The following is a 26,459-nucleotide window of genomic DNA, read 5'->3' as shown; positions in this document are numbered from 1 at the left end:
CCTTTTCTTTATTAACCTTTAATTTTCTCGATGAAAACTACTTTTAAGTAGTCTCCTTCTTTAAACTGATCAATGGTACGGAAATCTTCTGGTAAAGAATGTTCTTCTAATATTTTATATTTGCCATTCATTTCTTTAAAGGCTGTATCGATAAAGCCTTTAAACTTTTTCATATCGAATGCGCTACAATTTGTAGAAGCAACGATAATACCGTTATTTTCTGTAATAGCAATTGTTTCTTTTAATAAATTTTTATAATCTTTTGCTGCACTAAATGTATATTTTTTTGATCGGGCGAAGCTTGGAGGATCAAGTACGACCATATCAAATTTCATCTTTTTCTTCGCTGCATATTTGAAGTAAAGAAATACATCTTCTACAATAATATCTTGTGCTTCATAATCAACTTCATTGACACTAAACTGCTCAATTGTTTTACTTAAACTACGATTTGCAAGGTCAACACTCGTCGTTTTACTCGCTCCGCCCAGCGCTGCAAATACAGAGAAAGCACCTGTATAAGAGAACATATTTAACACTGTTCTTCCCTTTGCATATTTATCACGAATTTGTTTTCGAACGTTACGTTGATCTAAAAATACACCAACCATTGCCCCGTCATTTAAATAAACAGCGAAGTTCACACCGTTCTCTTTTACGATAAGTGGAAACTCACCGCGCTCTCCTGCTACGAAATCATCACCTTCAATGTATTTCCCTTTCGTATCAAAACGCTTTTTCTCATAAATGCCTTTAAAGTTTGCTACTTTTTGAAGAGCTGCTATAATCTCATCTCTGAAAGTGTAAATCCCTTCACTATACCAACTTACTACGTAGTAGCCGTCATAGTAATCAATAATTAATCCGCCAAGACCATCACCTTCACCATTCACCACACGGAATGCTGTCGTATCACTTGATTTATAAAATTGTTTTCGTTTATGTAAGGCAGATTTGATTTTACTTTCAAAGAAAGATTGATTAATTTGTTCACTCTCTTTTCTCGTTAAAATCCAGCCGTATCCTTTATTTTGTTTTCCATAATAACCTTTTCCGACAAAGTTGTTCTTCTCATCTACTACTTTGATGATTGTCCCTTCTTCACGAACATCGTTTAAATTTTGAATTGCATCTTTTAAAATAAGTGGGTATCCACTTTTAATTTCTTTTATAAATTTCGTTTTTATTTTTATAGTTACTTCTGATCGCATATAATAACTTCCTTTCCATTTGCATGCTTTCTCTATAGGAAGCATTTAAAAAACGAGCCTGAAAAAACAGCCTCGTTTCACTATACCATATTATTGCTTTGCTAGTACAACTCGCTCATTCTCGCACTTAACCGCCACATATTTACTACGTTTTGAAATGGAACTCTCACTGTCCAAAATAATAGAAAAAAATTATATATTTCACATTTACCATTGACATTGATAATGATTTTCATTATCATTTAATGTATATGAGTTCTTGAAAATATAGCTACATTTATAGGAGGAATAAACATGATTATTGTTACAAATACAGCTAAAATTACAAAGGGAAATGGACATAAATTAATTGAGCGTTTTAATAAAGTAGGTAAAGTTGAAACGATGCCAGGCTTTTTAGGTCTAGAAGTTCTTTTAACGCAAAATACAGTTGATTATGATGAAGTAACAATTAGCACTCGCTGGAATGCAAAAGAAGATTTCCAAGGTTGGACAAAGAGCGCCGCATTTAAAGATGCTCACTCACATCAAGGCGGGATGCCAGAATATATTCTTGATAATAAAATTGCTTACTATGATGTAAAAGTTGTACGTATGCCAATGGCTGCAGCACAGTAAAAACAGTTCTTTTTTTAAGTATAGAATATGAGAAGCGTTATCTATCACTTCTCATATTCTATACTTTTTTCTTTAATTTCTTTTTACTAATTTTGCGTGTACAACTAGCCTTCCAGCCTCTGGATCAAGCGCATAGTCACAAGTAGAAAGTGTTACAACTTCATCATTAGCCGTCAATTCCGTATCCGTTTTGTACAGTGATTTTTCTTGAATTTCCTTTAAGAACGATGTATATGCTGCATCATTTTCAAAATCCGTTTCAATGTAATAAAAGTCCGTTGTTGTCGTGTATACTGAAAAAACTTCAACGTCGTATCCTTCAAATAATGTATCGTAATATAATTTACGATGGGACATGAAAAAGTCTTCGTCCAACATCTTTTTTAAACTACCAAACATAGAACCGTCTTTCATACGATGACCATATAAAATCGTATTGCGATTTCGAGATTTCACATCATTACGATGGTCCATAAAAATGCTGCCCGCTCTCATATCTTCACCTTTATAATTACGAAATAAATAGTACTCATTATCTTTTGCTTGAACGATTGGATAATTAATTTGTGTATCATCCATCGTAATCCATCCGACTATCTCTGGATTAATTTTCTGGAGATCCTGAAACTGTTTACGTACCTCTCCGTCTTCCGATTTTTCTTCCATTGGACTTCTTTTATAAATATGTTGTGCCTCAGCCATTACTTTACGATTTTCATAATAATCCATGAAAATCCCGCCCAACTCATACATTGAATAGAAAAAGATTCCTAAAAACGCAATTGTAAGTATGCGTTGAAAAAAAGAATTCTTTTTCCGTCCTTTCTTGCTATTCAAATTATCACCTCAAAACGGATTATGCTCAGCCTTTAGATTCCCATAGGTACCATGTACAATCCGGTATCTTCATCCTGCTTTACAATGACATCTACACCATATATTGCTTTAACCATTTCTTCTGTTATTACATCATTAGGATTACCTTTCGTAATGATCTCTCCATCTTTCATAACGATAATATGGTCGCTATAACGAATGGCTTGATTAATATCATGTAATACCATTACAATCGTTAGCCCATACACTTCATTTAACTCTTTCACTAACTCTAATATTTCTAGCTGATAGTAAATATCTAAATATGTTGTCGGTTCATCTAAGAAAAGCATTGGTGTATTTTGAGCTAATGTCATTGCGATCCAAACTCGCTGCCTCTCTCCACCAGATAAAGCATAGATTGGCTTATCACGCTTACTTTGTAAATTCGTACATACTAGTGCGCGCTCTATCGCTTCTCTATCTTCATCTGTTTGCGGAGAGAAAATATTTTTATATGGCATACGCCCAAAGCTTATTAGCTTTTCCACTGTAATATCTGCTGGAGCCTCATTTTGTTGATGGACAACTGCTAGCTTTCTAGCAAACTCTTTCGGTTTATATTCACTAATCGCTTTCCCATCAAGTATTACTTCTCCACTGCTAGGAACGTGATTTCTAGACATGACACTAAGTAATGTTGATTTCCCGCATCCATTCGGGCCAATGATTGTTGTAATTTTCCCAATTTCTATTTCACTACTAACAGACTTTAAACGATTTGTTACGTTATCGTATGAAAAGGTTACATTTTTAATTTCCATGAACTTTATCACTCTTTCTAAGCAAGAATATTAAGAATGGACCACCAATAACCGCCATAATTGTTGCTGCTGGAATTTCGTTAGGTGGCACAATTAACCTTCCAATCGTATCCGCCGTCAAAATTAATAACGCGCCTGCAAGAGCAGAAAATGGAATTAATACTTTATGGTCTGAACCGACTAATTGTCTTGAAATATGCGGAACTAGTAATCCTACAAAAGCAATAACACCTGCAATCGCTGTTGATACTGCCGCTAAGAGTACTGCAATGGCAGAAATAATAAGACGAACTCTCGTCACGTGCAAGCCTAAGTTTTTCGCAGTCTTATCTTGTAGCGATAATAAGTTACACCAAGCTCCTACGAACAGAGCAAGAATAAGACCAATCGTTCCATAAGTCACCATTATTTCTACATCGCCCCACGTCTTCATTGTTATGTTAGAAGTCGTCGTTTGCTTAATACTCTTAATAAAATACCCACAAATCGTAACGAATGATTCATTTAATCCAGTAAACATCGCATTAATGGCAATACCAATTAAAATAATGCGAAGCGGGCTTAACCCTGACTTCCATGAAAACGAATAAACGAGATAACACGCAAACGCACCACCTAAAAAGGCGAATACGGGTGTCCAGAAAAAGAATTGCGGGAACAATGTAATAATAACGAGTGTCATAAAACTAGCTCCTGAAGATATACCGATTACCCCAGCATCAGCGAGTGGATTCTTCATAACAGCTTGAAAAAGCACCCCTGAAACAGCAAGAGCCGCTCCAGTGAACAGCGCAATAATAATACGCGGGAAACGTAAATCTTTAATGACTTCAACATCTTCATTCCCACCTGTAAATATCCCTTGCACAAGTTCAACAATACCTACTTCTAAACTCCCTTTCATCGCTGACAATGATGTCATAACAATGAGCAATGCAGTAACAATGAGGAAACTCCAAGTTTTTTTATTCATTCTGCTCTTCCTTTATATTAAAATGCATCACGGATACATCATATTTTTCAATTCATCTAACGCTTCAATTGCTACTAAATTGCCTGTCGTTCCAAATAAACGCTCTTCTAAATCGTAAACACGGTTATTTTTAACCGCAGCAAAGTGTTTCCAAATGTCATTTATTTTAAATTCTTTATCAAACATTTTTACAACTTCATCAGGCATACCATGAGCTGCTCGTAAAATAATATCTGGATCAGCTTTCTTTAAATACTCTGTATTAGAAGCTAAATATTCTACTTGTTCACCTTGCACAATATTTTTACCACCTAGTTGTTTCACTAAATCTCCAATATAAGAATGCTCTGTTGCTACTAAATAACTGCCCGGCACACCTAATAAAATAAGCACTGTCGGTTCTTTCTTTCCTTTTACTTCCTTTTGAATGCTAGCAACCTTTTTATCTAACTTAGTTACTACTGCTTCAGCCTGCTTTTCACGTCCATATTTCTTACCTAAATCGCTAATAGAACTTTGCATATTTTTTAAACTCGTTAAATCTAAAAAGTTTGCTTTCATACCCACATCATCAAAAACTGGCTTTAATTCATATTCAAGTGTTGTCACAGATAACACTTCTGAAGGCTTTAATGACTTTACCTTTTCCATATCTGGACTCATTGGATTCCCAACTTCAGGTAAACCTTTATATCGCTTCGGTAAAGTTTTAGAACTTGTTGGAACGCCGACTAAATCTACTTCTAACGCATCCATAATTTCAGTAACAGCCACTGTTGTTGCAACAACGCGCTCCTTACTCTCACTCTTTACCTGCTTTGCTGTTTCTTTTTTTGGTGATGAGCACCCGGCTATACTCATTAACAAAATGATAGCCATTAGTACACTTACGATTTTCTTCACTCTCAATCACCACTCCCTTCCATACAATATGAAACAAGTCTTGATGCACGCGAACATGCATCAAGACTCCAAAAATTACAATCTACCTGCTCTATATTTACGAACTAGTAAAGCAAGTGAACCTAGCAGTAACACCATGTATAAACCAAGTTGTGCTGTATCTGCAGTTTTTGAGTTTTTCTCTTTTTTCGAATCATTTTTTGTATCTTCTTTTTTCTTCTGACCATCTGCATTTCGGTTAAAATCAGGAGTACCTACTGTTTTTACATTATCTACTTTCGGTGTAGTCACTGGATTTTTCGGTTCATTTTTCGGTTCCTCTTTAATAGTTCCTAACGCGCCGATATTATTTGTATCAAATTGAATTTGTACATCGTAGAAATGATGGTAGTTCATCTCATCGATGTCTACCTTTACTTTTGCGTTTAATTTTTTAAATAGATCTTCTACTTCAAACTGTACTACTCGCGTATTTGCATTTTCATCTTCGCTTACTACTTTCGCATCAGCGAATAGTTCCTTGTTTTCCGTTTGGAATTTCGTAATCCACGCACTATTTTTCAGCGTCATCTCAATGTATTTTTTACCATCTTTTACGATTAATTTCGCTGGATTTACAACATAGTCATTCATCTTTGAAATCTCATCTGTTTTATCTTTTAATACTTTAAATGTAATATCATATTGGCCATCTACTAAATTTTTCGGATCAACTATTACTTTCGGGTTATTATTTCCACCTTGGTTTCCATTCCCACCTTGGTTGTCATTCCCGCCTTGGTTGTCGTTTCCGCCTTGGTTGTTGTTTCCGCCTTGGTTGTCGTTTCCGCCTTGGTTGTTGTTTCCGCCTTGGCTATCTAACGGCTTAATGCTACCTTTATCAAATGCAAATTGAATATCGTAAAAATGGTGATAATTCATTGAATCGATATCTACTTTTACTTTTGCATTTAACTTTTTCGATAAATCTGGTACTTCTACTTCCACTACGCGTGTATCAGCTTTTTTATCTTCACTTATTACTTTTGCATCAACAAACGAACCATTTTTCTCAAATTCAAATTTTGTAATCCAAGAACTGTTCGTTAACGTAAATGATACATACTTCTTACCATCTTTTACTTTTAGCACACCTGGACTTTTTGTATATGTGTTCATCATTGAAATTTCGTCTGTTTGATCTTTTAATGCTTTAAAATTGATGCTGTATTCACCATCTTTAATTGTTTCAGCATCTGGTTGTTTATTTTCATCTGGTTTTTCTGCTTCCGGTTTTTCTACTTCTGGTTTTTCTGCTTCTGGTTTTTCTACTTCCGGTTTTTCTACTTCTGGTTGTTTCTCTTCATTTTTAATTTGTTCAAGTTTATCTTGTTCAAATAAAAGTTGTACATCATGCGTTTGCTTATAATTTCTTGATGCCATTTCGATAAATACTTTTGTATTTAGTTTTTTAGATAAATCGTTTACTTCAAACTCTACTACTCTTGTATCTTTTTCCTTATCCTCACTCACTACTTTTGCATCAACAAATGCGCCATCTTTTTCCGTTTGGAAATTTTTAATTAATGAGCTACTTTTTAGTGTTACAATTGCTTTTTTCTTACCGTTTTCTACTTTTAATACTCCTGGATTTACCATGTAAGTATTCATCTTAGATTCTTCATCTGTTTGATCTTTTAATACTTTAAATGGAATGCTGTACGCACCATCTTTAATTGTGTTAGAATTTGGTTGTTGATCTGGGTCAGGCTTTTGGTCGGGCTTCTGACCTGGATCGGTAGTTTCATTTGGATCTGGCTTATTAGCTGGGTCCTCTTTTTCATTTGGTTTTTCTACATGAATTGGTGTAATGCTATTTTGATCAAATGCAATACGAACGTCGTACTCATGATGATAATTTAAAAAATCAATATCTACTTTTACTTTTGCATTTAATACCTTCTCTACATCTTCTACATCAAATTCTACTACTCTTGTGTCTTTTTCTTTATCTTCACTAATTACATTTGTCGCAACTAGCTTACCTGCTTTTTCTGTTTCAAACTTCGTAATCCATGAACTATTCGTTAATGTAAAGGATACTTTCTTTTTCCCATCCTTCACTTTTAAAGTTCCCGGACTTACTGAATATTGATTCATCATCGATTCTTCATCTGATGTATCTTTTAAAACTTTGAAGCCAATTGAATATTCACCGTCAGCCAACTTGGTAGCTGCTTGAACTGCAAGTGGTTGTAATGTTGATACGAATGTAAATATCATTAAAAACATAGCAACAATAATTTTTGTATACCTGTTCAATGGAACGACTCTCCCTTTTGAAAATTATTTAATACTGTTCCCATCAAATACAAAGCGAATATCATACGAAGCATTATAATTAATAATTGGAATATTAATTTTCACCTTGCCATTTAGTTTTTTTGACAAGTCAGCAACTTCAAATTCTACAACTCTAGTATTATCTTTTTTGTTTTCACTTAACACGGTTGTTTCTACAAATTGACCATCTTTTTCTACTTGGAAACTTTTAATAGAAGCACTATCTTTCACTTTAAATGAAACATATTGTTTTCCATTTTTAACTGTTAATGTTGCTGGGCTTTCAAAATAACTATTCATTCTAGACGATTCATCTTTATCGCCTTTCCATACAGTAAAAACAATATTATATTTTCCATCAGCTAGTTTTGTAGCAGCCTTTGCATCTTGTAAACCTAGTGTTGCGATAAATGTAAATAAAACAGCAAATACGGCAATAATCATTTTAAATTGTTTAAACATATATTCATCACCCTTCAAAAGATTTATTTACTCAATTTCACTTTACGAATTAAGAAAGCACCTGAAATAAGAATTAACGCTGCAAACAATCCAATACGTGCTTCATCGCCTGTTTTTGGGTTATCTGTTTTTTCAGCTTTTCCATTTTCATTTTTTGTTTCTTTGTTCGCTTCTTTAGCTGTTTCCTTACTCTCTACTTTTGTTTTCTCTTCTTTTACTTGTGTATCTGTTTTCGCTTGATCATTATTTTTTGTTGTAGCAGCTACGCCGTTATCGCCACCTACAGCTTTTACATTTGCATCAAAAGCAAAACGAATTGTGTAGTGGTGGTCATAGTTTGCATTTGGTACAACAACATGAATTTTTACAGCTGCTGGTTTGGATAAATCATCTACTTTAAACTCTACTGTTCTTTTATCTGCCGATTCATCTTTACTAACAACTTTCGCATCAACAAAATTCCCGTTCTCTGGTGCTTTAAATTCTGTAATCCAAGCACTATGATTCATCGGAACTTGTACTCTCATCTCACCGTTTTTCACTATTAATTTTGCTGGCTTTTCAAAATAGTCATTTGCCATTGAAGCTGAATCATTTTCCGCTTTTTGAATTACGTAATTAATATCGTAAGTACCATCAGCTAGTTTTGCTGATGCATTCCCGTATGGCATTACAAGAAAAGCTAGCATACATACGAACGTTATAATAAAAGCGGGTAATACAGAAACCTTTTTCATTTTTCTTGTTTCCTCCTTGGTTATCTTTCACTTCACTTTTTTGAAAATGATAATTATTCTCAATTTATAAGAAAAAAATAATCTCTTCTACCTATTATTTAATTAGCATTCTTTTATGTAACATAAGCATTATTGATTATCATTCTCATTGAATGTTAAAAATAATATCTCACCCTATTCCTTATATGAAGGCATAGAAACTGAGAAAAAATTACAAAACTCATTTATTGATTATCATTCTCAATATAAATCAAAAAAAATAAACTATCTCTTCTCCTCTTCTTTCACCTCTTCCCCCTAACAACACTTTAGTTATAGAAACCCCTTTTCCCTCACTTCCCTTCCAATATTTCCACAACTAAGTCAATCTTAGCCTACTCATAAATTTTTTGTCAACTATATTACGTATAAAATTTTTAATATCTGAATTTCTCTATATATGGCTTTTTCTACAAAAAAAGAGACTTTCTATTATAGAAAGCCTCTTTTCTCTATTTTTCTACAGCAATTTCCTGCTTTTGAAACTTAGAAACTATATAACCAAATCCTATACCGATTATGCCTGGAACTAACCAACCAATTCCTACACTATATAATGGAATCTTATCTAAAATAGGTGCTAGCGCTGCAATTTGAAGGTTTGCATTGTGTAACCCATCAAAGAAACTTATTGCAAATGCTCCTACAATCCCGCCCACATACATCGCTAATGGAAGACGAACGTAGTTTTCAACAAGTGATAATACGATAAGTACGATTCCAATTGGATAAATGGCGATTAAGATTGGTAATGCTAATGCATTTAACTGAGTTAACCCAAGGTTTGCTACCATAAATGCTAATACACAGAAAATAAAAACGACTTTTTGATAAGAAAGCTTTGGTAATAAGGAAGAGAAGTAATCACCACAAGCTGCAACAATACCTACAGAAGTTGTTAAACATGCTGCTGTAATTGCGATCCCTAGTAATAAAGTTCCGTAGCTACCAAATAAATGATTCACGACATTTGTTAAAATAATTCCTCCGTTTGCGCCCATTCCAAGCGATACACTAGAAGCTCCAAGATACGCAAGCGCTAAATACACAAGTAGTAAACCAAGCGCTGCAATAAATCCTGCAAAGATTGTTACTTTTGCAATACTATTTTTATTTGTAATGCCTTTTTCTTTTAACGCATGAATTACAACATTTCCGAATACCAGTGCTGCAAGTCCATCTAAAGTTAAATATCCATCAATAAATCCTTTAAAGAGAGGAGCACTATACGCTTCTGTCGGTGCACCAAATTCTCCAATTGGTGTAATAAGTGCTTTACCTACGATAATTGCAATAACAGCTAATAGTATTGGAGTTAGCACTTTACCAATACGCCCCACTAATTTCGAAGGATTTAAAGCTAAATAGAAAGTGACTGCAAAGAAAATAAGTGTAAAGATAACAAGTGGATATGACTGACCAGCTATCTCACTTGGTAAAAACGGTGCAACACTCATCTCATAAGCTACTGTTCCTGTACGCGGCACACTTACGAATACGCCTAAACATAAATAAATTGCAGTGATAAAAACAAGTGCGAATATAGGATGTACACGTCCTGCTAGCTCATTAATATCTCCCTTTAAAGCTATAACAATTACTCCTAATAAAGGTAGTCCAACCCCTGTTACGATAAAACCAAACAGCGCGATCCATACGTCCGTTCCAGCACCTTGCCCTAACGCTGGTGGAAAAATCATATTGCCTGCACCAAAAAACAGTGCAAATAACATTAAACTTATTGCAAACATCTCTGAAAACTTTAAAGATGACTTCATTTCTACTAACCTCCTAAAATAATCAATTGACAAAATATTCTGAATTAAAATCCGTCACATATCCTCTTTCAAGCATACTTCCCCGTAAAAGAACGCAAAAAACACCCGTCCCTAACAAAGGGACGAGTGTTGAAATCGTGGTTCCACCCTTATTCTAATAAAATGAATTTATAGCAAAATAAGCTCATTTTATAGCTCGTGTAAATTGATAACGGTTTTATCCGTCAAGAATTACAATGCATCATGTATGCAGTTCACTCTTGAAGTTTAGAGGTGGTAAGCTTGTCTTTTCGTATTAGGAAGCTCACAGCCTAAGGCTCCCCTCTCTGAGAATCGTAAAATACAACTCATGTCCTCATCATTACTTTTATAAAATATCTTGTCGAAACTTGTTGTTTTTTATTATATGGGCTATTTTTTAAAAAATCAATAGTTTTATTTTTTCTGACAAAAAAATATAGGGAGAAAATTTTTCCTCCCTATAACTGCCCTTTTAATATCTCTAATTCCTCAGTTGCAATGTTCCGCCATTTTCCTACTCCAAGCTCATTTAGCTCTATATTCATAATGCGCACTCGCTTTAGCTTTATTACAGTAAATCCGAAAGCACGACTCATTCTACGAATTTGCCTGTTCATTCCTTGCGTTAAAACGATACGAAATGTTGATTGATCGACTCTCGTCACTTTGCACGGCTTCGTCATACCATCTTTAATCTTTACACCGCTGGACATCTCATCAATAAACCAGTCCGTAAAAGGTTTATCGACTGTGACAACATATTCTTTCTCGTGTTCGTGATCACCGTGTAAAATTTGATTGGCAATCGCGCCATCATTCGTTAATAAAATAAGTCCTTCTGATGCTTTATCTAATCGCCCAACTGGAAAGATTCGCTCTGGGTAATTGATATAATCAATAATATTATCTTCAATATGATCAGCTGCTGTACAAGTAATTCCGACTGGTTTATGAAATGCGATATACACCTTTTCTTTCTCTTCTTTCGCAATAACCTGTCCATCAATCGTTACAACATCACCATCGCTCACAAGTGCACCGTGCGTACATATTTCGCCATTAATAGCCACGCGTCCAGCTTTAATAAGGCGGTCTGTTTCACGTCTTGAGCATGATTTTGCTTCGCTTATGTATTGGTTGATTTTCATGTTTTGTTCCTTTTCATATATAATAAAAACGTCAATCTATGGCAATATCATTATGCCACGATTGACGCTTTTTCACTTCGCAAAAACAACTAAATAAATAACCCCAATCACCAAAAATATTCCACAACAAGCTAACAATACTTTTGCAAGTTTGTCCATAAACATATAATGGTTTCCCCTTTGTTTCGTTGTTTGCTATTTTAATTCGACAACTGTTACGCCTAGGCCTCCCTCGCCCATGTCACCGTAACGGTAATTCTTCACGCCGCGGTGCTTCTTCAAGTAATCTTGTACACCTTGGCGAAGCGCTCCTGTTCCTTTACCGTGAATGATTGATACACGAGGATAACTTGCAAGCTGGGCATCGTCTAAATATTTTTCAACGCGCATCATTGCATCTTCATAACGTTCACCGCGAAGATCAAGTTCCAATGAAACGTGGTAATCTCTACCCTTCACACTTGCGACTGCTTTTTTCTCTGTTTGCTTCGGTGTGTTAATGTATTCCATGTTAGATTCTTTTACTTTCATCTTCAGAATACCGATTTGTACGCTCCACTCTGTATCACTTACTTTTTCAAGTAATTGACCCTTTTGACCGAACGTTAATACTTTTACTTCATCACCTGCGCGTAACTGTTGTTTCGGCGCAGTGTTTTTCACGTTTACTTTTTGTTTCTTCACAAGCTCTGGCGCTGTTCCTTCTAGACGGCTCTTCGCTTCAATAAGCTCATGGTCTTTCACATTTACAAGCTGTGCTTTACGCAATTGACGAAGTTCTTGAATAATACCTTCTGCTTCTTTCTTCGCAGCTTCGACTTTTTCTTCCCCTTCTTTTTGCGCTTTTAATAGTTTTTCATCACGCTCATCGTTAAACTCAATAATTTGACGTTGCAACTCACGATGAAGTTTCTCAGATTGTTTGCGAAGTGCCTCTGCTTCGTTCCAGTCACGCTCTGCGTTCTTCTGGCTTTCTTCTAACTTCGCAATCATATTTTCAATTTTATTTGTATCTGTACTAATATGGTTACGTGCTTGGTCAATAACGCGATCAGATAATCCAAGGCGCTTCGAAATTTCAAAGGCGTTACTGCGACCTGGTACACCGATTAATAATTTATAAGTTGGACTTAATGTATTTACATCAAACTCAACACTCGCATTAATAACTTGCTCACGGTTGTATCCGTATGCTTTTAATTCTGGGTAATGCGTCGTAGCAACAACGCGAGCACCGCGGTTACATACTTCATCTAAAATCGAAATTGCTAGTGCAGCACCTTCTTGCGGGTCTGTTCCAGCACCTAATTCATCAAATAAAACTAAGCTTTCAAAATCAGCTTTTTCTAAAATATCTACAATGTTCACCATATGTGAGGAGAACGTACTTAAGCTTTGTTCAATCGACTGCTCATCACCGATATCAGCAAAGATATTTTTAAATACACAAATCTCTGACTCATCCATTACTGGAATGTGAAGACCAGATTGCGCCATTAATACACAAATACCAACTGTTTTCAGCGTAACTGTTTTACCACCTGTATTCGGTCCTGTAATAACAATTGTTGTGAAATCTTTACCTAGCATAATGTTATTTGGCACAATAATTTCTGGATCGATTAGCGGATGACGAGCTTGTCTTAAATCCATATAACGCTCGTTATTTACAATTGGTTTCGTTGCTTTAATTCGTTTCGCATAAAAAGCTTTCGCAAAGATGAAATCAAGATTTGCAACTACTTCTACGTTTGATAAAACGATATCGGCTTCTACTGCCACTTCTTCTGTTAACATTAATAAGATGCGTTCAATTTCTTGTTTTTCTTTCACTCGTGCTTCTTGTAGTGCATTATTTAATTCTACAATTACTTGTGGTTCAATAAATAATGTTTGTCCAGAAGCAGATTGGTCGTGAACAATACCGCCATATACGCCGCGGTATTCTTGTTTTACTGGGATTACGTAACGTTCATTACGAATTGTTACAATCGAGTCAGACAGCATCTTTTGCGCGTTTGAAGAACGCGTCATATTTTCTAACTTTTCACGAATACGGCTTTCCGCAGTACGAATTTGAGTACGAATACCACGCAGTTTATCACTCGCACTATCGACTACTTCACCGCCATCACCGATGCAATTTGTAATTTTCTTTTCTAACTCATATAAAGATACAATTTGAGCGACATGAGTTTCTAAAATCGGAAGCTCGACACCGTTATCAGCCATATCTTCAATGAAACGTTTCATATTACGACTACCATACATCGTATTCGCAATATCAAGTAGTTCACTTGGGCTTAACATACTTCCAATCTTTGCACGCTTCACATTCGAGCGAATATCCGTAATGCCACCTAATGGTGCACTACCTTTTAAACGAATGACTTTCGCTGCTTCATCCGTTGTATCTTGCATTTCTACAATTTCTTCAAAATCAGTGCTCGGCACTAAATTCTTCACTTTATCACGGCCAAGTGAAGAGGCTGTATGTTCAAGTAATTGTTCTTTTACTTTATTGTATTCTAATACACGCAACGTTCTTTCTAACATGTTGCAGGTCCCCCTTGTGTTACTTATTACGTTTAATATAGTCTAATAAACGTTCAATATCCCATGTGTTAATCACGTTATCTTTTTGAATCCAACCTTTACGTGCTGCAGCTACACCTGTTTCCATATCTTCTAACATTTCAAGTGTATGAGCATCCGTATTAATCGCTACTTTTACACCAGCATCTTGTGCTTGTTTTAATAATTTCGCGCTTAAATCTAGACGGTTCGGATTCGCATTTAATTCTAAAACTGTATTTGTCTCTTTTGCGAGTTCAATTAATAAATCTGTATCTACATCATAACCCTCACGGCGCCCGAGAAGACGTCCTGTCGGATGGGCAATCATTGTGACATGTTTATTCTCAAGTGCAGTACGCAGACGCTTCATAATCGTTTCACGGTCTTGTGAGAAGCTAGAGTGAATCGCTCCAATGACATAGTCTAATTCTTCTAATACTTCATCATCAAAATCAAGAGAGGCATCTGGTAAAATGTCCATTTCAATTCCGCGTAAAATTGTAATGTCTGGATACTTTTCATTCATACGTTCAATTTCTTTCGCTTGCTCACGAAGACGCTCTTTCGTTAAACCATTCGCTACTTTCAAATATTGCGAGTGATCAGTAATCGCCATAAACTTGTATCCACGAGCACGGCACGCTTGTACCATTTCTTCAATAGAAAAAGCACCGTCACTCCAAGTTGTATGCATATGTAAATCACCTTGTATATCGGAAAACTGAATTAAGTTCGGATACTCTTTAATTAATTCAATTTCTTTTCCATCTTCACGCACTTCTGGCGGAATAAATGGCAGACCGAAATGAGCGAAGAAGTCTTCTTCAGTCTCAAATGTTTTCACTTCACCTGTTTCCAAGTTCTCTACACCGTACTCACTAATTTTCTCGCCTTTATCTTTTGCGATTTGACGCATTTTTACGTTATGGTCCTTTGATCCTGTGAAATGGTGAAGAGTTGTAATAAACTCTTCTGGTTTTACTAAACGAAAATCGATTGAAATATCATATTCATATTGAAGACGGACAGAAACTTTTGTATCTCCACTTGCGATTACTTCAATCATATTATCGAATTGTAGTAAATGCTCACGTACCGCTGCTGGTTCTGTCGTTGCAATGATAAAATCTAAATCTTTCACTGTCTCACGAACACGGCGTAAGCTACCAGCGCGAGAGAAACGAATGACTTCAGCAATATTCGACAATTTCTCCTCTATTTCCCCGGCAATAGGCAATACCATCGCAATTGGTAAACGCTCTGGACGAGAGCCTACTTGATCGATTGCTTCTAATATTTTCTCTTCTGTCTTCTTACCGAAACCTGCTAAAGCCTGTACTTTATTTTCCTCACAAACAGCTTTTAGCGATTCCATGTCAACAACACCAAGTTCTTTATATAACTTAGCCACCTTTTTACCACCAAGTCCTGGTAGTTTTAATAACGGCAATAAGCTACTTGGTACTTCTTTCTCAAGTTCTTGTAATACTTCAGATGTTCCCGATTCTATATATTCTTGAATAACGGCTGCTGTTCCTTTTCCGATTCCTGGAATCTTTGTGAAATCTTCAATTTCAGAAAGACTACGATCATCACTTTCTAATGCTGCTGCCGCTTTACGAAATGCAGATATTTTAAATGGATTCGCACCCTTTAGTTCCATAAAAAGCCCGATTGTCTCTAATAATTTGATAACTTGTTTTTTATTTACTTTCATCATTGCCCCGCCTTTCTTTCATAGAAAAAAACTTCTCTTTCCGAAAAAAGAGAAGTTATACTCTGCTACCTGTCTGCCATAGTTCCTTCACCTTTTCAGATAGAATCGGTGTATCGTCTACAATTATTTTGCTAATTGATGATTTTTGTAATGGTGTTTGTACTTGTTCAATCGGAAGAATATTTCCAATGATAATTAAGACAAACAAAATAATATATACTTCTAAAAATCCGAGGATTGCCCCCGCAAACGCATTTACTTGCTTTAAAACCGGTATTTCTGCAAACATATTTAACAAATTACCAAGTAATGAAAGTGCAATTTTAGTGATAATAAACAATATGATAAACGCAAGCGCTTGATAAAATACTGTCTCAATATTATTTGCATCAATCCATTCTGGAACAGATACGTTTTTATCAAATGGATACGGAATAAATTTCGCAAGTGCTGGCGCTAAATCTTTACAGTACCAGTATGCAACAAGGTATGCGATAATAAAGCTTGTTAACTTTACAAGTTGCAGAATAAACCCTCTGCGTAAACCGAGGAAAAATCCCATAACAAGCAGTAAAATGATAATAATATCAATCATGTTATTCCATTCCTTTTTTTGTCATACTTTCTTTCAATTTCTCATGTTCTTCTTTTAATTTTATGTAATCGTGTATGACGTTTACCGCCGTCAATACCGCTAGTCTACTCGTGTCAAGCGAAGGATTCTTGGCATTGAGTTCGCGCATTTTATCATCCACAATCGCTGCTACCATGCGGATATGACTTGTACTTTCATCGCCAACAACTGAATATTGCTGACCATAGATTTCTACATTAATTCGACTTTTCTTTCCCTTTTGTTGTGACAACTCACCGGCCTCCAATCACGTACAGAATCCTAAAGTTTATCATACCATGAACCTTCATAATATGGAAACAGAAAGAACAATCCGATATGATAAAAATAACAATATAAAAAAAGGGGCGACCATTATGTCAAATTCTATCGTAATTCAAACAAATTCTACAGTAATTGAAGACATGAAACAACAATATAAACATTCGCTTAGCCCAAAAATTCCACAAGGCGGAATCTTCATGGCAAAGGTACCATCTTGCACAATTACAGCGTATAAATCTGGAAAAGTAATGTTCCAAGGAGGCCGCGCTGAAGCAGAAGCTTCTCGTTGGCAAACTGTCTCTCAAACACCGAAAACAGCTGTAAAAAAATCTGTCGATTCCCATCGTTATGCGCCGCCCGCTTCCATCGGTACAATGTCTATTGTAGGGTCTGATGAAGTTGGTACGGGAGATTTCTTTGGACCGATGACAGTCGTTGCTGTATATGTGGATGCAAAGCAAATTCCACTACTAAAAGAACTTGGTGTAAAAGACTCTAAAAACTTAAATGACGATCAAATTACTGCCATTGCGAAACAACTTCTACACGTTGTTCCTTACAGCTCCCTTGTCCTTCATAATGAAAAATATAACGAGCTATTTGATAAAGGAAACAACCAAGGTAAGTTAAAAGCTTTACTACACAATAAAGCTATTACAAACTTATTAGCTAAAATGGCACCTACAAAACCTGAAGGCGTCTTAATCGATCAATTCACACAACCTGATACATACTATAAATATTTAGCAAAACAAAAACAGGTACAGCGTGAAAATGTTTATTTCGCTACGAAAGGTGAAAGCGTCCATTTAGCAGTAGCCGCTGCTTCTATTTTAGCTCGCTACTCATTCGTAAAACAGTTTGACGAACTAAGTAAAAAAGCTGGTATGCCACTTCCAAAAGGTGCTGGTAAACAAGTTGATATCGCTGCTGCTAAATTAATTCAAAAGCTTGGTAAAGAACGATTACCTGAGTTTGTGAAACTGCATTTCGCTAATACGGAGAAGGCGCTTCGCTTATTAAAATAGTATCGACAAAAACAGGAGCCTACAAACTCCTGTTTTTTGTTTCACCCTACTATTGTCCTTATAGTTTTGTTATAATTATAATATACAGATTATTCTAACACAGAAGGAGATCCACATTGCTACTTATACAAATGATTCTAAATATTTTACTAGGCGATCCACACGAAAGACAGTTTGAAATTAGGGAAAACATTCAGCTATTAAGTGAACAACGAGCGTTCAACGATTTAATAGAGCGCTATGGCCGATCTTTCTTATTAAACTTTCGGATTCGAAAATTTATCGGGAAACACGATGCTCGCTCGTTAATACATAATCCAGCAAAACTACAACACTTCTGTGAGGAACTTGAATGTATGATTAGAAAAAGGAGGTTTTTCATATGAACGCTGTAAAAGTTAAAAAGATATTATATGTTTTCGTACACCTCGTAGGCCCACTTTCTTACTTCACTATTTCTACCATTTGGGGAGCTTTTTTCACTACTAAATCCACATTCGAAAATATATCTGATAATCTTGGCGTGATGGTCATCTATTACGTGTTCATGAGTTTACTGTGGTTTTTCTATTTCGATCGATTAGACAAAGATGTCGATAACATTACAAAAGAAATTAACGATAAGAAGATGTAATACATGAAAAAAGGAGAGTCGCCAAGACTCTCCTTTTTTATGTTAGCTTCGTTTCTGCTTCTTATTTGATGAAGGTACTTTATGTGAACCTGTTTCATGTGTCGTCGTTCCTTGTCCTTCTACTTCTGGAGAACCAAGGCTTGACCTTGAATGATCTTTTTTCACTTTTTTACTCATTTATATTCACCCCTTCGCGTTACTTTTTGCTACGGGGTCATAAACTATGCAAACAAAAAAGCGAGAGGAAATCCTCTCGCTTTTTTCATATTTTAGAACTCAGAAGAACCTGGAGTTCTTGGGAATGGAATTACGTCACGGATGTTAGCCATACCAGTGATGTACATTAGGAAGCGCTCGAAACCTAGACCGAATCCAGCGTGTTTTGTACCGCCGTATTTTCTAAGTTCTAAGTACCACCAGTAGTCCTCTTCGTTCATACCTAATTCTTTAATTCTGTCTACTAAAACGTCCATTCTTTCTTCACGTTGACTTCCGCCGATTAATTCGCCGATGCCAGGAACTAGAAGGTCAGTAGCAGCTACTGTTTTTCCATCTTCATTCATACGCATGTAGAACGCTTTAATGTCTTTCGGGTAGTCAGTTACGAATACAGGGCGTTTGAAGATCTCTTCTGATAAGTATCTTTCATGCTCTGTTTGTAAGTCAATACCCCATTCTACTGGGTATTTGAAGTCAGCACCTGATTCTTGAAGTACTTTAATTGCTTCTGTATATGTGATGCGGCCGAAGTCAGAGTTAATCACGTTGTTCATACGCTCTAGAACTGTTTTATCAACGAAGCTGTTGAAGAAGTCCATCTCTTCTGGTGCATGCTCTAATACATATTTCATTGCATATTTCAGCATATCTTCTGTAAGATCCATTACATCGCCTAACTCAGCGAATGCAATCTCAGGCTCAACCATCCAGAACTCAGCAGCGTGGCGAGTTGTGTTTGAGTTTTCCGCACGGAATGTAGGTCCGAATGTATATACATCACGGAATGCTAATGCATACGCTTCAGCGTTCAGCTGTCCACTTACTGTTAAGTTTGTTTCTTTACCGAAGAAGTCTTTTGACTCATCAACTTGTCCGTCTTCACCTTTTGATACGTGGTTTAAATCTTGCGTTGTTACGCGGAACATTTCGCCAGCACCTTCTGTATCACTACCAGTGATGATTGGTGTGTGAACATGTACAAATCCACGCTCTTGGAAGAACTGGTGAATCGCAAATGCTGCGATAGAACGTACGCGGAACGTTGCAGAGAATGCATTTGTTCTTGGACGTAAGTGAGCGATTGTACGTAAGTATTCAAACGTATGACGCTTCTTTTGAAGTGGGTAATCAGAATCTGATAAGCCCTCGATATCAATTTTTTCTGCTTTAATTTCAAATGGTTGCTTCGCTCCAGGCGTTGCAATTACTTTACCTTCTACTTTCACCGAAGAGCTAAGTGGAAGCTTTGCAATTTCTTTAAAGTTCTCTAATTCTGTATCGAAAACGATTTGAACGCTTTTGAAGAAGCTACCGTCGTTTAATTCGATGAAACCAAATGCTTTTGAATCACGTAAGTTACGAATCCACCCTGATACTTGTACTGTTTGACCTGCATACTTTTCTGTATCTCTATACAGACTTTTTACTAATGTGTTTTCCATAGTGAAATTCTCCTTTGCTGATATATTTAAATACAAAAAAACCTTTCATCCATAAAGGGACGAAAGGTTAAACTTCGCGGTACCACCCAATTTGTCATAAAGACCAACTTTAACTCGTATGTAATACATACTTCCCGGTTTGTAACAGGCCGGATTCCCGTCTAAGTCTACTCTTGAATACAAGATTCAATTTCGGTTAGCAACTCCAAGGTGTTCTTCACATATACCGCCTCATCAGGCTCTCACCGCCCCTGACTCGCTTTGGATTATAGTATATACTACTTTTCCTTATCATCGTCTTTCATTTTGTTAAACTAAAATTAATGTACTACATTCGAGAGAAAGATGCAAGATGCCAGAAAATATATAAGCGATTTTTGTAATATATCGACTTACCGACATCTGTCGACGATTGTGCAATAAAAAAAATTGCCGGAATGAATCCGGCAATTTTCTAATTACTTACGTAACTCCGCACCAAATTTCTCTTCTACCGTTGTTAATACACGGTTATGCGCTTCTGTTACTTCTTCATCTGTTAACGTACGTTCTGCATCGAAGTAAGTCATAGAGAATGCAAGTGATTTCTTGCCTTCTTCCATTTTTTCACCTTCGTATAAGTCGAATAATGTTACGTCTTTCAGAAGTTCTCCGCCAGCTTCAGCAATAACTTGCTTCATTTCACCAGCTTTTGTTTCTTTTGTTACTACAACAGCCATGTCGCGTGTCATAGATGGGAAACGTGGAATTGCTGAGTAGTAAGTTTCTTCAGCGTCTGCACCGAATACTTTTACAAGAGATAATTCAAATACGAATGTATTTTTCACATCTAATTGTTTTTCTGCTTCTGGGTGCAATTGACCGATGAAGCCAATTACTTCGCCATCTAATACGATGTCAGCTGTACGGCCTGGGTGCATACCTTCACGTTTTGCTGGTGCATATGTGATTTGGTTTGAAACGCCAAGTACGTCGAATAGTCCTTCTAGTACACCTTTCACAACGAAGAAGTCTACTACTTTCTTCTCACCTTGCCATGCATGGTGAAGAGCAAGACCTGTCATAACACCTGCAAGGTGTTGTTCTTCTTTCGGAAGTTCTCCTGCTTCTGTTGGTAAGAAGATAGAACCTACTTCGTACAAAGCAACGCTGTCGTTTTTACGAGCAACATTGTATGAAACTGCTTCTAGCAATTGTGGCACTAAGCTTAAACGAAGTTGGCTGCGCTCTTCGCTCATTGGAAGCGCAAGGTTTACAGGTGCTTTTTCGTTTGGCTCAACCATATATTGTTTCGCTTTGTCAGCGCTTGTTAATGAATACGTGATTGCTTCATATAAACCAGCACCCTCTAAGAAGCGACGTACTTTACGACGTTTCGTTTGTGCTGATGTTAATTTACCACGAGTCATTGTTCCAAAAGGTAATGTAACTGGAATGTGGTCATAACCGTATAGACGGCCCACTTCTTCTACTAAGTCTTCTGAAATTGTAATATCAGGACGACGTGCTGGTACATTTACATGGAATGTTCCTTCTACTTCTGTGAATGGGAATTTCAAGTTTGTAAACATTGTACCCATTTCACTCGCAGAAATATTTGTACCTAATACACGGTTTACTTTTTCAGCAGTAACAGATACTGTACGCTCTTGTACTTGTAAGTTGTCAGCTTCTACTACACCTTCAAGCGCTTCACCGCCAGCATATTTCGCCATTAAAGCAGCTGCGTGTTGAATTGCTTCAAATGTACGTGTTGGGTCGATTCCTTTTTCGAAACGTGCACTTGATTCACTACGAAGACCTAAGTCTTTTGATGTACGACGCACTGTTTGACCTGCAAAGTATGCAGACTCAATTAGAACGTTTACTGTCTCATTTGTAACTTCAGAATCCGCTCCGCCCATTACACCAGCAACAGCTAAGGCTTTTGTTCCGTTTGTAATTACAAGGTGGTGGCTTTGTAATGTACGCTCTTGATCATCTAACGTTTCAATTTTTTCGCCTTCTTTTGCAAGACGAACAACGATTTCCTTTGAACCTAATTTATCGTAATCGAATGCATGTAACGGTTGACCGTATTCCATTAAAATGTAGTTTGTAATATCAACTACGTTGCTAATTGGACGAATGCCAGCTGCCATAAGACGAGTTTGCATCCACATTGGTGATGGACCAATCTTTACGTTTTTAACCATTTTTGCAATGTATAATGGGTTTTCTTCTTTCGCTTCTACACTTACAGAAATATAATCAGAAGTTTTTTCTGCTGTTTCTTGTAATTCGATAGCTGGAAGTTTTACTTCGCGGCCGTAAATAGCAGCCACTTCATATGCAACACCTAACATGTTTAAGCAATCTGCACGGTTTGGTGTTAAACCTAGCTCAAGTACTTCATCGTGTAAGTTTAAAATTTCAAGTGCATCTGCACCAACTTCAGCGTCACTTGGGAAGATGAAGATACCATCTGCATATTCTTTTGAAACTAACTTTCCATCAATGCCAAGCTCTTGAAGAGCACAAACCATACCGTGAGAAGCTTCACCACGTAGTTTTGCTTTTTTAATTTTGAAGTTACCAGGAAGTACAGCACCAACTTTTGCAACTGGTACTTTTAAACCTTTTGCAATGTTAGCAGCTCCACAAATAATTTGAACTGGCTCTTCTTCACCGATATCGATTAAGCATTTGCTTAATTTATCAGCTTCTGGGTGTTTTTCACATTCTAATACGTGACCAACTACAACACCTTTTACACCTTTATTTAATACTTCAACGCCTTCTACTTCAATACCACTTTTCGTGATTTTGTCTGCTAGTTCTTGTGCTGTTACATCTTTAATATCTACATACTCTTGTAACCAACGATATGATACGAACATATTTATCCTCTCCTTCCCTTACGCTCGTTTGAATTGTTGTAAGAAACGTACATCATTTGTATAGAAATGACGAATGTCATCTACGCCGTATTTCAACATTGCGATACGCTCTGCGCCCATACCGAATGCGAAACCTTGATATTCTTTTGAATCATAACCAGCCATTTCAAGTACGTTCGGGTGAACCATACCTGCGCCTAGAATTTCAATCCAGCCAGTTCCTTTACAAGTGCCGCAACCTTTGCCATGACACATCATACAAGAAATATCCATCTCTACAGATGGCTCTGTGAATGGGAAGAAACTTGGACGAAGACGGATTTCACGATCTTCACCGAACATCTTTTTCACGAATACTTGCAGTGTACCTTTTAAGTCACTCATACGAATGTTTTTATCAATTACAAGGCCTTCAATTTGCATGAACTGATGTGAATGCGTCGCATCATCATCATCGCGGCGATACACTTTACCAGGACAAATGATTTTGATTGGGCCTTTTTCTTTATTATTTTCCATCGTACGTGCTTGCACAGAAGATGTATGTGTACGTAGTAACGTTTCTTCTGTAATGTAGAATGTATCTTGCATGTCACGTGCTGGGTGATCTTTCGGTAAGTTTAGTGCTTCGAAGTTGTAGTAGTCTTTTTCTACTTCTGTTCCTTCAGCTACTTCATAACCCATACCGATGAATACATCTTCAATTTGTTCAACAACAGCTGTTAACGGATGGTGACAACCTGTTTCAACAGGACGACCTGGTAATGTAACATCAATTGTTTCCGTAGCTAATTTCGCTTCAATTACTGCTTTTTCTAAGTTGCTAATTTTGTCTTCTAGACGCGTTTGAATCGCTTCACGTACTTCATTCACTAATGCTCCCATACGTGGACGCTCTTCTGCTGATAATTTCCCCATGCCGCGTAATACTTCTGTAATTGGACCTTTTTTTCCTAAATACGCTACGCGTACGTCGTTTAAGCCCTTTAGCTCTTTCGCTTCTTCAATAAGCTCTAACGCTTTTTGCTTTAGCTCTTTTAAACGTGCTTCCATTTTGGAACCCTCCTAATTTTAAAAATAAAAAAACCTCGCTCCCAAAAAGGGACGAGGTAAATTCGCGGTACCACCCTAAATTGACAGAACAAGTCTGCCCACTCATTAGTTATAACGATCAATTCTGACCGGAACGCCTTTACATATACATGGTCCTGGCGTCAACTCCAGAGGTGAATTCACTTCCGTCTACCATAAGAATGCTTTCAGTCTACGGCACTCTCTCCCTATATGGCGATTTTGTAAGCTACTCTTCTCTATCAACGTTTTTCGTTATTTAACTTTTAATATAATGTACTTCAACTTATTATAAGAAGTTTTTTATTTGTTCGCAACCGGGCTTTGCAAATAATACGTTAAAATCCCTGCTGCAACCGCAACATTTAATGATTCTGCCCCGCCGTAAATCGGAATATACAAGTTTTGATCCGTTTTTGCAAGAATTTCTTGGCGTACGCCATTTCCTTCATTTCCTACAATTAATGCAAAACTGCCCGCCGGCGTTACTTCACCATACGGAACTCCATTTTCAAGAGCTGTTCCATATACAGGAACGTTATTTTCTTTTAACTTGTCTACCCATTCTTCTAAGTTCCCTTTTACAATTGGTAAGTGGAAAATAGAGCCTTGTGTAGAGCGGAGTACTTTACTATTGTAAACATCAACACAACCTTCTCCAAGCACAACGGCGTGAATACCAGCTGCATCAGCTGTACGAATAATTGTTCCTAAATTACCTGGGTCTTGCAGGCCATCTAATAAAAGGAATTTCCCATCAGTAAGAGCTACTTCTTTCTCATGCTTCTCACAAACAGCAAATACACCTTGCGTCGTTTCTGTTTCACGAAGTATTTTTACAATCGCCTCAGGCACGATATACATTTCCACATCATTAACTGTCCAATCTTTCGGAAGGTCTGTCTGATCTGAAACGATAAGTTCTGTTACAATTCCTGCCTTCAAAGCTTCCTCGACTAAGTGAAATCCTTCTACAAAAAATAAACCTTTTTTATCGCGTTCTTTTTTCGTTTGCAGCTTTTTCCACTGCTTTACACGCGGATTTTGTACTGAATCAATGTTTTTCATAATATGTATTTCCCTCTCTTCTTGTCTTATCATTATAGCCTATTTTTCATACATATTTACATAAAAAAGAACAAAAACTAACGTCAGTTTCAATTCTGAAGAAGAGGTGAAAACAATGAGTTTTAATTTACGCGGTGCCGTATTAGCGAATGTATCTGGTAATTCACAAGATCAATTACAAGAAACAATTGTCGATGCAATTCAAAGCGGTGAAGAAAAAATGCTTCCAGGTCTTGGCGTCTTATTTGAAGTCATTTGGAAAAACGCTGATGAAAATGAAAAGCACGAAATGTTAGAAACACTAGAGCAAGGATTAAAAAAATAAGCAATTTGAAAATCACCTTCGCATAAGCTAAGGTGATTTTTTTACGAAAAAAATTTTTCTTCTCCTAAACATTTCTACTTTACTAACGAACTATGATGGAGTACAATGTTCAAAATACATTTAAACCGATCGATTTTTCTTCGTATACATCATTAGATAAAAGGAGTGAATGTTTTATGCACCGTATTACGCTTGAACAAGTTTTTAAACATCACATTACACAAAAATACGTAAACCGTTCCGGAATGGTCCACGCGATCGCTGTCGCTTACCATGCGTTTCACTTAGCTAAAAAGCACCACGCCTCAGTCGATGCTGCGACAAAAGCCGGTTTCCTTCATGATATCGGACATCATACGTGGTACACAGGCGGCGAATGGGACTATGACTTATATAAAAAGAATGATATCCATGCAATTAAAGGCGCAGAAAGAGCACATAAATTACTTATTAGATTGGGAGAACATCCAAAACTAGCAAAAGAAATTTCTATCGCAATCCTTCTGCATACAGATTCTTTCTTAGTGGAACAAGAAATTGAAAGAACATCTCTTCAAAGCATTATTAAATGGGCAGACGAAGCAGATGAAGAACCAGGCGGAGCTCATCATTATAGAACGATTTCTTATGAAAAAGCACTTAAAGCTATTCAGCAATTAGATCGATTGGTAGAGCGTGAATTGCAAATAGAGCAAGCCAAATTGAATAACAAGGCAGAACATAGTTATCAATGAGAAAGAGGCATCACT

Annotated in this window: 25 protein-coding genes and 3 other annotated features; of the genes, 6 read left to right on the top strand and 19 right to left on the bottom strand. The window is 36.6% G+C overall.

Annotated elements, in window-relative coordinates; genetic code table 11:
- Positions 1–11 precede the first annotated feature (11 nt).
- Positions 12–1,211 (bottom strand): class I SAM-dependent rRNA methyltransferase, encoded by a 1,200-nt coding sequence (locus DN400_RS12735; protein ID WP_001255950.1) that lies wholly within the window; start codon positions 1,209–1,211, stop codon positions 12–14.
- A 294-nt stretch (positions 1,212–1,505) separates the two neighbouring features.
- On the opposite strand from DN400_RS12735, the gene isdG reads away from it, so the two are divergent.
- A complete protein-coding gene (gene isdG, locus DN400_RS12730; RefSeq protein WP_000587818.1) occupies positions 1,506–1,829 on the top strand; it encodes a heme oxygenase in 324 nt (107 codons plus the stop codon).
- Between the two features lie 72 nt (positions 1,830–1,901).
- Here the strand turns inward: isdG and srtB are convergent, their stop codons facing one another.
- The 13 genes from srtB to zapA form a co-directional block, all read right to left on the bottom strand.
- Positions 1,902–2,666 (bottom strand): class B sortase, encoded by a 765-nt coding sequence (gene srtB, locus DN400_RS12725; protein WP_001086119.1) that lies wholly within the window; start codon positions 2,664–2,666, stop codon positions 1,902–1,904.
- Positions 2,667–2,698: 32 nt separating this feature from the next.
- Positions 2,699–3,469, bottom strand: a complete 771-nt coding sequence (locus tag DN400_RS12720) for an ABC transporter ATP-binding protein (protein ID WP_000403765.1) — start codon at positions 3,467–3,469, stop codon at positions 2,699–2,701.
- Positions 3,459–4,442 carry a FecCD family ABC transporter permease gene (locus tag DN400_RS12715; protein ID WP_001036841.1) on the bottom strand — a complete coding sequence of 328 codons (984 nt, stop codon included), beginning with the start codon at positions 4,440–4,442 and terminating at the stop codon, positions 3,459–3,461. The genes DN400_RS12720 and DN400_RS12715 overlap by 11 nt, the downstream gene beginning before the upstream one ends.
- A gap of 27 nt (positions 4,443–4,469) precedes the next feature.
- On the bottom strand, positions 4,470–5,351 hold the full coding sequence (isdE, locus tag DN400_RS12710; protein ID WP_065229410.1) for a heme ABC transporter substrate-binding protein IsdE: 882 nt from the start codon (positions 5,349–5,351) through the stop codon (positions 4,470–4,472).
- A gap of 69 nt (positions 5,352–5,420) precedes the next feature.
- Positions 5,421–7,646 carry an NEAT domain-containing protein gene (locus DN400_RS12705; RefSeq protein ID WP_147801700.1) on the bottom strand — a complete coding sequence of 742 codons (2,226 nt, stop codon included), beginning with the start codon at positions 7,644–7,646 and terminating at the stop codon, positions 5,421–5,423.
- 24 nt (positions 7,647–7,670) lie between these two features.
- The gene (locus tag DN400_RS12700; protein ID WP_065229412.1) at positions 7,671–8,129 is read right to left on the bottom strand and encodes an NEAT domain-containing protein; all 459 of its coding nucleotides are present in this window, start codon (positions 8,127–8,129) and stop codon (positions 7,671–7,673) included.
- A 23-nt stretch (positions 8,130–8,152) separates the two neighbouring features.
- Positions 8,153–8,866, bottom strand: coding sequence for a heme uptake protein IsdC (isdC, locus tag DN400_RS12695; RefSeq protein ID WP_023523143.1), 714 nt, complete (start codon positions 8,864–8,866; stop codon positions 8,153–8,155).
- Positions 8,867–9,357: 491 nt separating this feature from the next.
- Positions 9,358–10,683 carry a branched-chain amino acid transport system II carrier protein BrnQ6 gene (brnQ6, locus tag DN400_RS12690; protein ID WP_000842650.1) on the bottom strand — a complete coding sequence of 442 codons (1,326 nt, stop codon included), beginning with the start codon at positions 10,681–10,683 and terminating at the stop codon, positions 9,358–9,360.
- A 115-nt stretch (positions 10,684–10,798) separates the two neighbouring features.
- Positions 10,799–11,054: a binding site (T-box leader), on the bottom strand.
- A gap of 108 nt (positions 11,055–11,162) precedes the next feature.
- Positions 11,163–11,852 carry a 23S rRNA pseudouridine(2604) synthase RluF gene (locus DN400_RS12685; protein ID WP_000700737.1) on the bottom strand — a complete coding sequence of 230 codons (690 nt, stop codon included), beginning with the start codon at positions 11,850–11,852 and terminating at the stop codon, positions 11,163–11,165.
- Positions 11,853–12,047: 195 nt separating this feature from the next.
- Positions 12,048–14,408 (bottom strand): endonuclease MutS2, encoded by a 2,361-nt coding sequence (locus DN400_RS12680; protein ID WP_147801699.1) that lies wholly within the window; start codon positions 14,406–14,408, stop codon positions 12,048–12,050.
- Positions 14,409–14,427: 19 nt separating this feature from the next.
- Positions 14,428–16,146, bottom strand: coding sequence for a DNA polymerase/3'-5' exonuclease PolX (gene polX, locus DN400_RS12675; protein ID WP_000867533.1), 1,719 nt, complete (start codon positions 16,144–16,146; stop codon positions 14,428–14,430).
- A 55-nt stretch (positions 16,147–16,201) separates the two neighbouring features.
- Positions 16,202–16,741, bottom strand: coding sequence for a CvpA family protein (locus DN400_RS12670; RefSeq protein ID WP_000565409.1), 540 nt, complete (start codon positions 16,739–16,741; stop codon positions 16,202–16,204).
- A gap of 1 nt (position 16,742) precedes the next feature.
- A complete protein-coding gene (zapA, locus tag DN400_RS12665) occupies positions 16,743–17,012 on the bottom strand; it encodes a cell division protein ZapA (RefSeq protein WP_000082701.1) in 270 nt (89 codons plus the stop codon).
- Positions 17,013–17,136: 124 nt separating this feature from the next.
- Between zapA and rnhC the strand changes: the two genes are divergently transcribed.
- The 3 genes from rnhC (at position 17,137) to DN400_RS12650 (ending at position 18,706) form a co-directional block, all read left to right on the top strand.
- Complete coding sequence (gene rnhC / locus DN400_RS12660; protein ID WP_000071572.1) at positions 17,137–18,072, top strand: ribonuclease HIII; 936 nt, start codon at positions 17,137–17,139, stop codon at positions 18,070–18,072.
- Positions 18,073–18,188: 116 nt separating this feature from the next.
- Positions 18,189–18,458 (top strand): hypothetical protein, encoded by a 270-nt coding sequence (locus DN400_RS12655; protein ID WP_065229413.1) that lies wholly within the window; start codon positions 18,189–18,191, stop codon positions 18,456–18,458.
- Positions 18,455–18,706 carry a hypothetical protein gene (locus DN400_RS12650; RefSeq protein WP_065229414.1) on the top strand — a complete coding sequence of 84 codons (252 nt, stop codon included), beginning with the start codon at positions 18,455–18,457 and terminating at the stop codon, positions 18,704–18,706. Before DN400_RS12655 ends, DN400_RS12650 begins: the two co-directional genes overlap by 4 nt.
- Positions 18,707–18,748: 42 nt before the next feature.
- Here the strand turns inward: DN400_RS12650 and DN400_RS12645 are convergent, their stop codons facing one another.
- From DN400_RS12645 to DN400_RS12625, 5 genes are all read right to left on the bottom strand, one after another.
- The gene (locus tag DN400_RS12645; RefSeq protein ID WP_000039592.1) at positions 18,749–18,883 is read right to left on the bottom strand and encodes a YuzL family protein; all 135 of its coding nucleotides are present in this window, start codon (positions 18,881–18,883) and stop codon (positions 18,749–18,751) included.
- 92 nt (positions 18,884–18,975) lie between these two features.
- Positions 18,976–20,367: an asparagine--tRNA ligase gene (asnS, locus tag DN400_RS12640; protein WP_065229415.1), complete on the bottom strand. Its 1,392-nt coding sequence runs from the start codon at positions 20,365–20,367 to the stop codon at positions 18,976–18,978.
- Between the two features lie 52 nt (positions 20,368–20,419).
- Positions 20,420–20,671, bottom strand: a binding site (T-box leader).
- Positions 20,672–20,825: 154 nt separating this feature from the next.
- Positions 20,826–23,246: a phenylalanine--tRNA ligase subunit beta gene (gene pheT, locus DN400_RS12635; protein WP_000498194.1), complete on the bottom strand. Its 2,421-nt coding sequence runs from the start codon at positions 23,244–23,246 to the stop codon at positions 20,826–20,828.
- 18 nt (positions 23,247–23,264) lie between these two features.
- Positions 23,265–24,299, bottom strand: coding sequence for a phenylalanine--tRNA ligase subunit alpha (gene pheS, locus DN400_RS12630; RefSeq protein WP_000388222.1), 1,035 nt, complete (start codon positions 24,297–24,299; stop codon positions 23,265–23,267).
- Positions 24,300–24,343: 44 nt separating this feature from the next.
- Positions 24,344–24,572, bottom strand: a binding site (T-box leader).
- 48 nt (positions 24,573–24,620) lie between these two features.
- On the bottom strand, positions 24,621–25,418 hold the full coding sequence (locus DN400_RS12625; RefSeq protein ID WP_001986644.1) for a TrmH family RNA methyltransferase: 798 nt from the start codon (positions 25,416–25,418) through the stop codon (positions 24,621–24,623).
- Between the two features lie 82 nt (positions 25,419–25,500).
- Between DN400_RS12625 and sspI the strand changes: the two genes are divergently transcribed.
- Together sspI and DN400_RS12615 are read left to right on the top strand one after the other, a co-directional pair.
- Entirely contained in the window at positions 25,501–25,710 is a 210-nt protein-coding gene (gene sspI, locus DN400_RS12620; RefSeq protein WP_000009509.1) for a small acid-soluble spore protein SspI, read from the top strand.
- Positions 25,711–25,886: 176 nt separating this feature from the next.
- Complete coding sequence (locus DN400_RS12615) at positions 25,887–26,444, top strand: HD domain-containing protein (RefSeq protein ID WP_000554805.1); 558 nt, start codon at positions 25,887–25,889, stop codon at positions 26,442–26,444.
- Positions 26,445–26,459 lie beyond the last annotated feature (15 nt).

The sequence above is a fragment of the Bacillus sp. AR8-1 genome (assembly GCF_008042345.1).
GTDB classification, from domain to species: Bacteria; Bacillota; Bacilli; order Bacillales; family Bacillaceae_G; genus Bacillus_A; species Bacillus_A cereus.
Note: the sequence above shows the minus strand (reverse complement) of the source record. Positions and strands in the feature narration are given on the sequence as shown.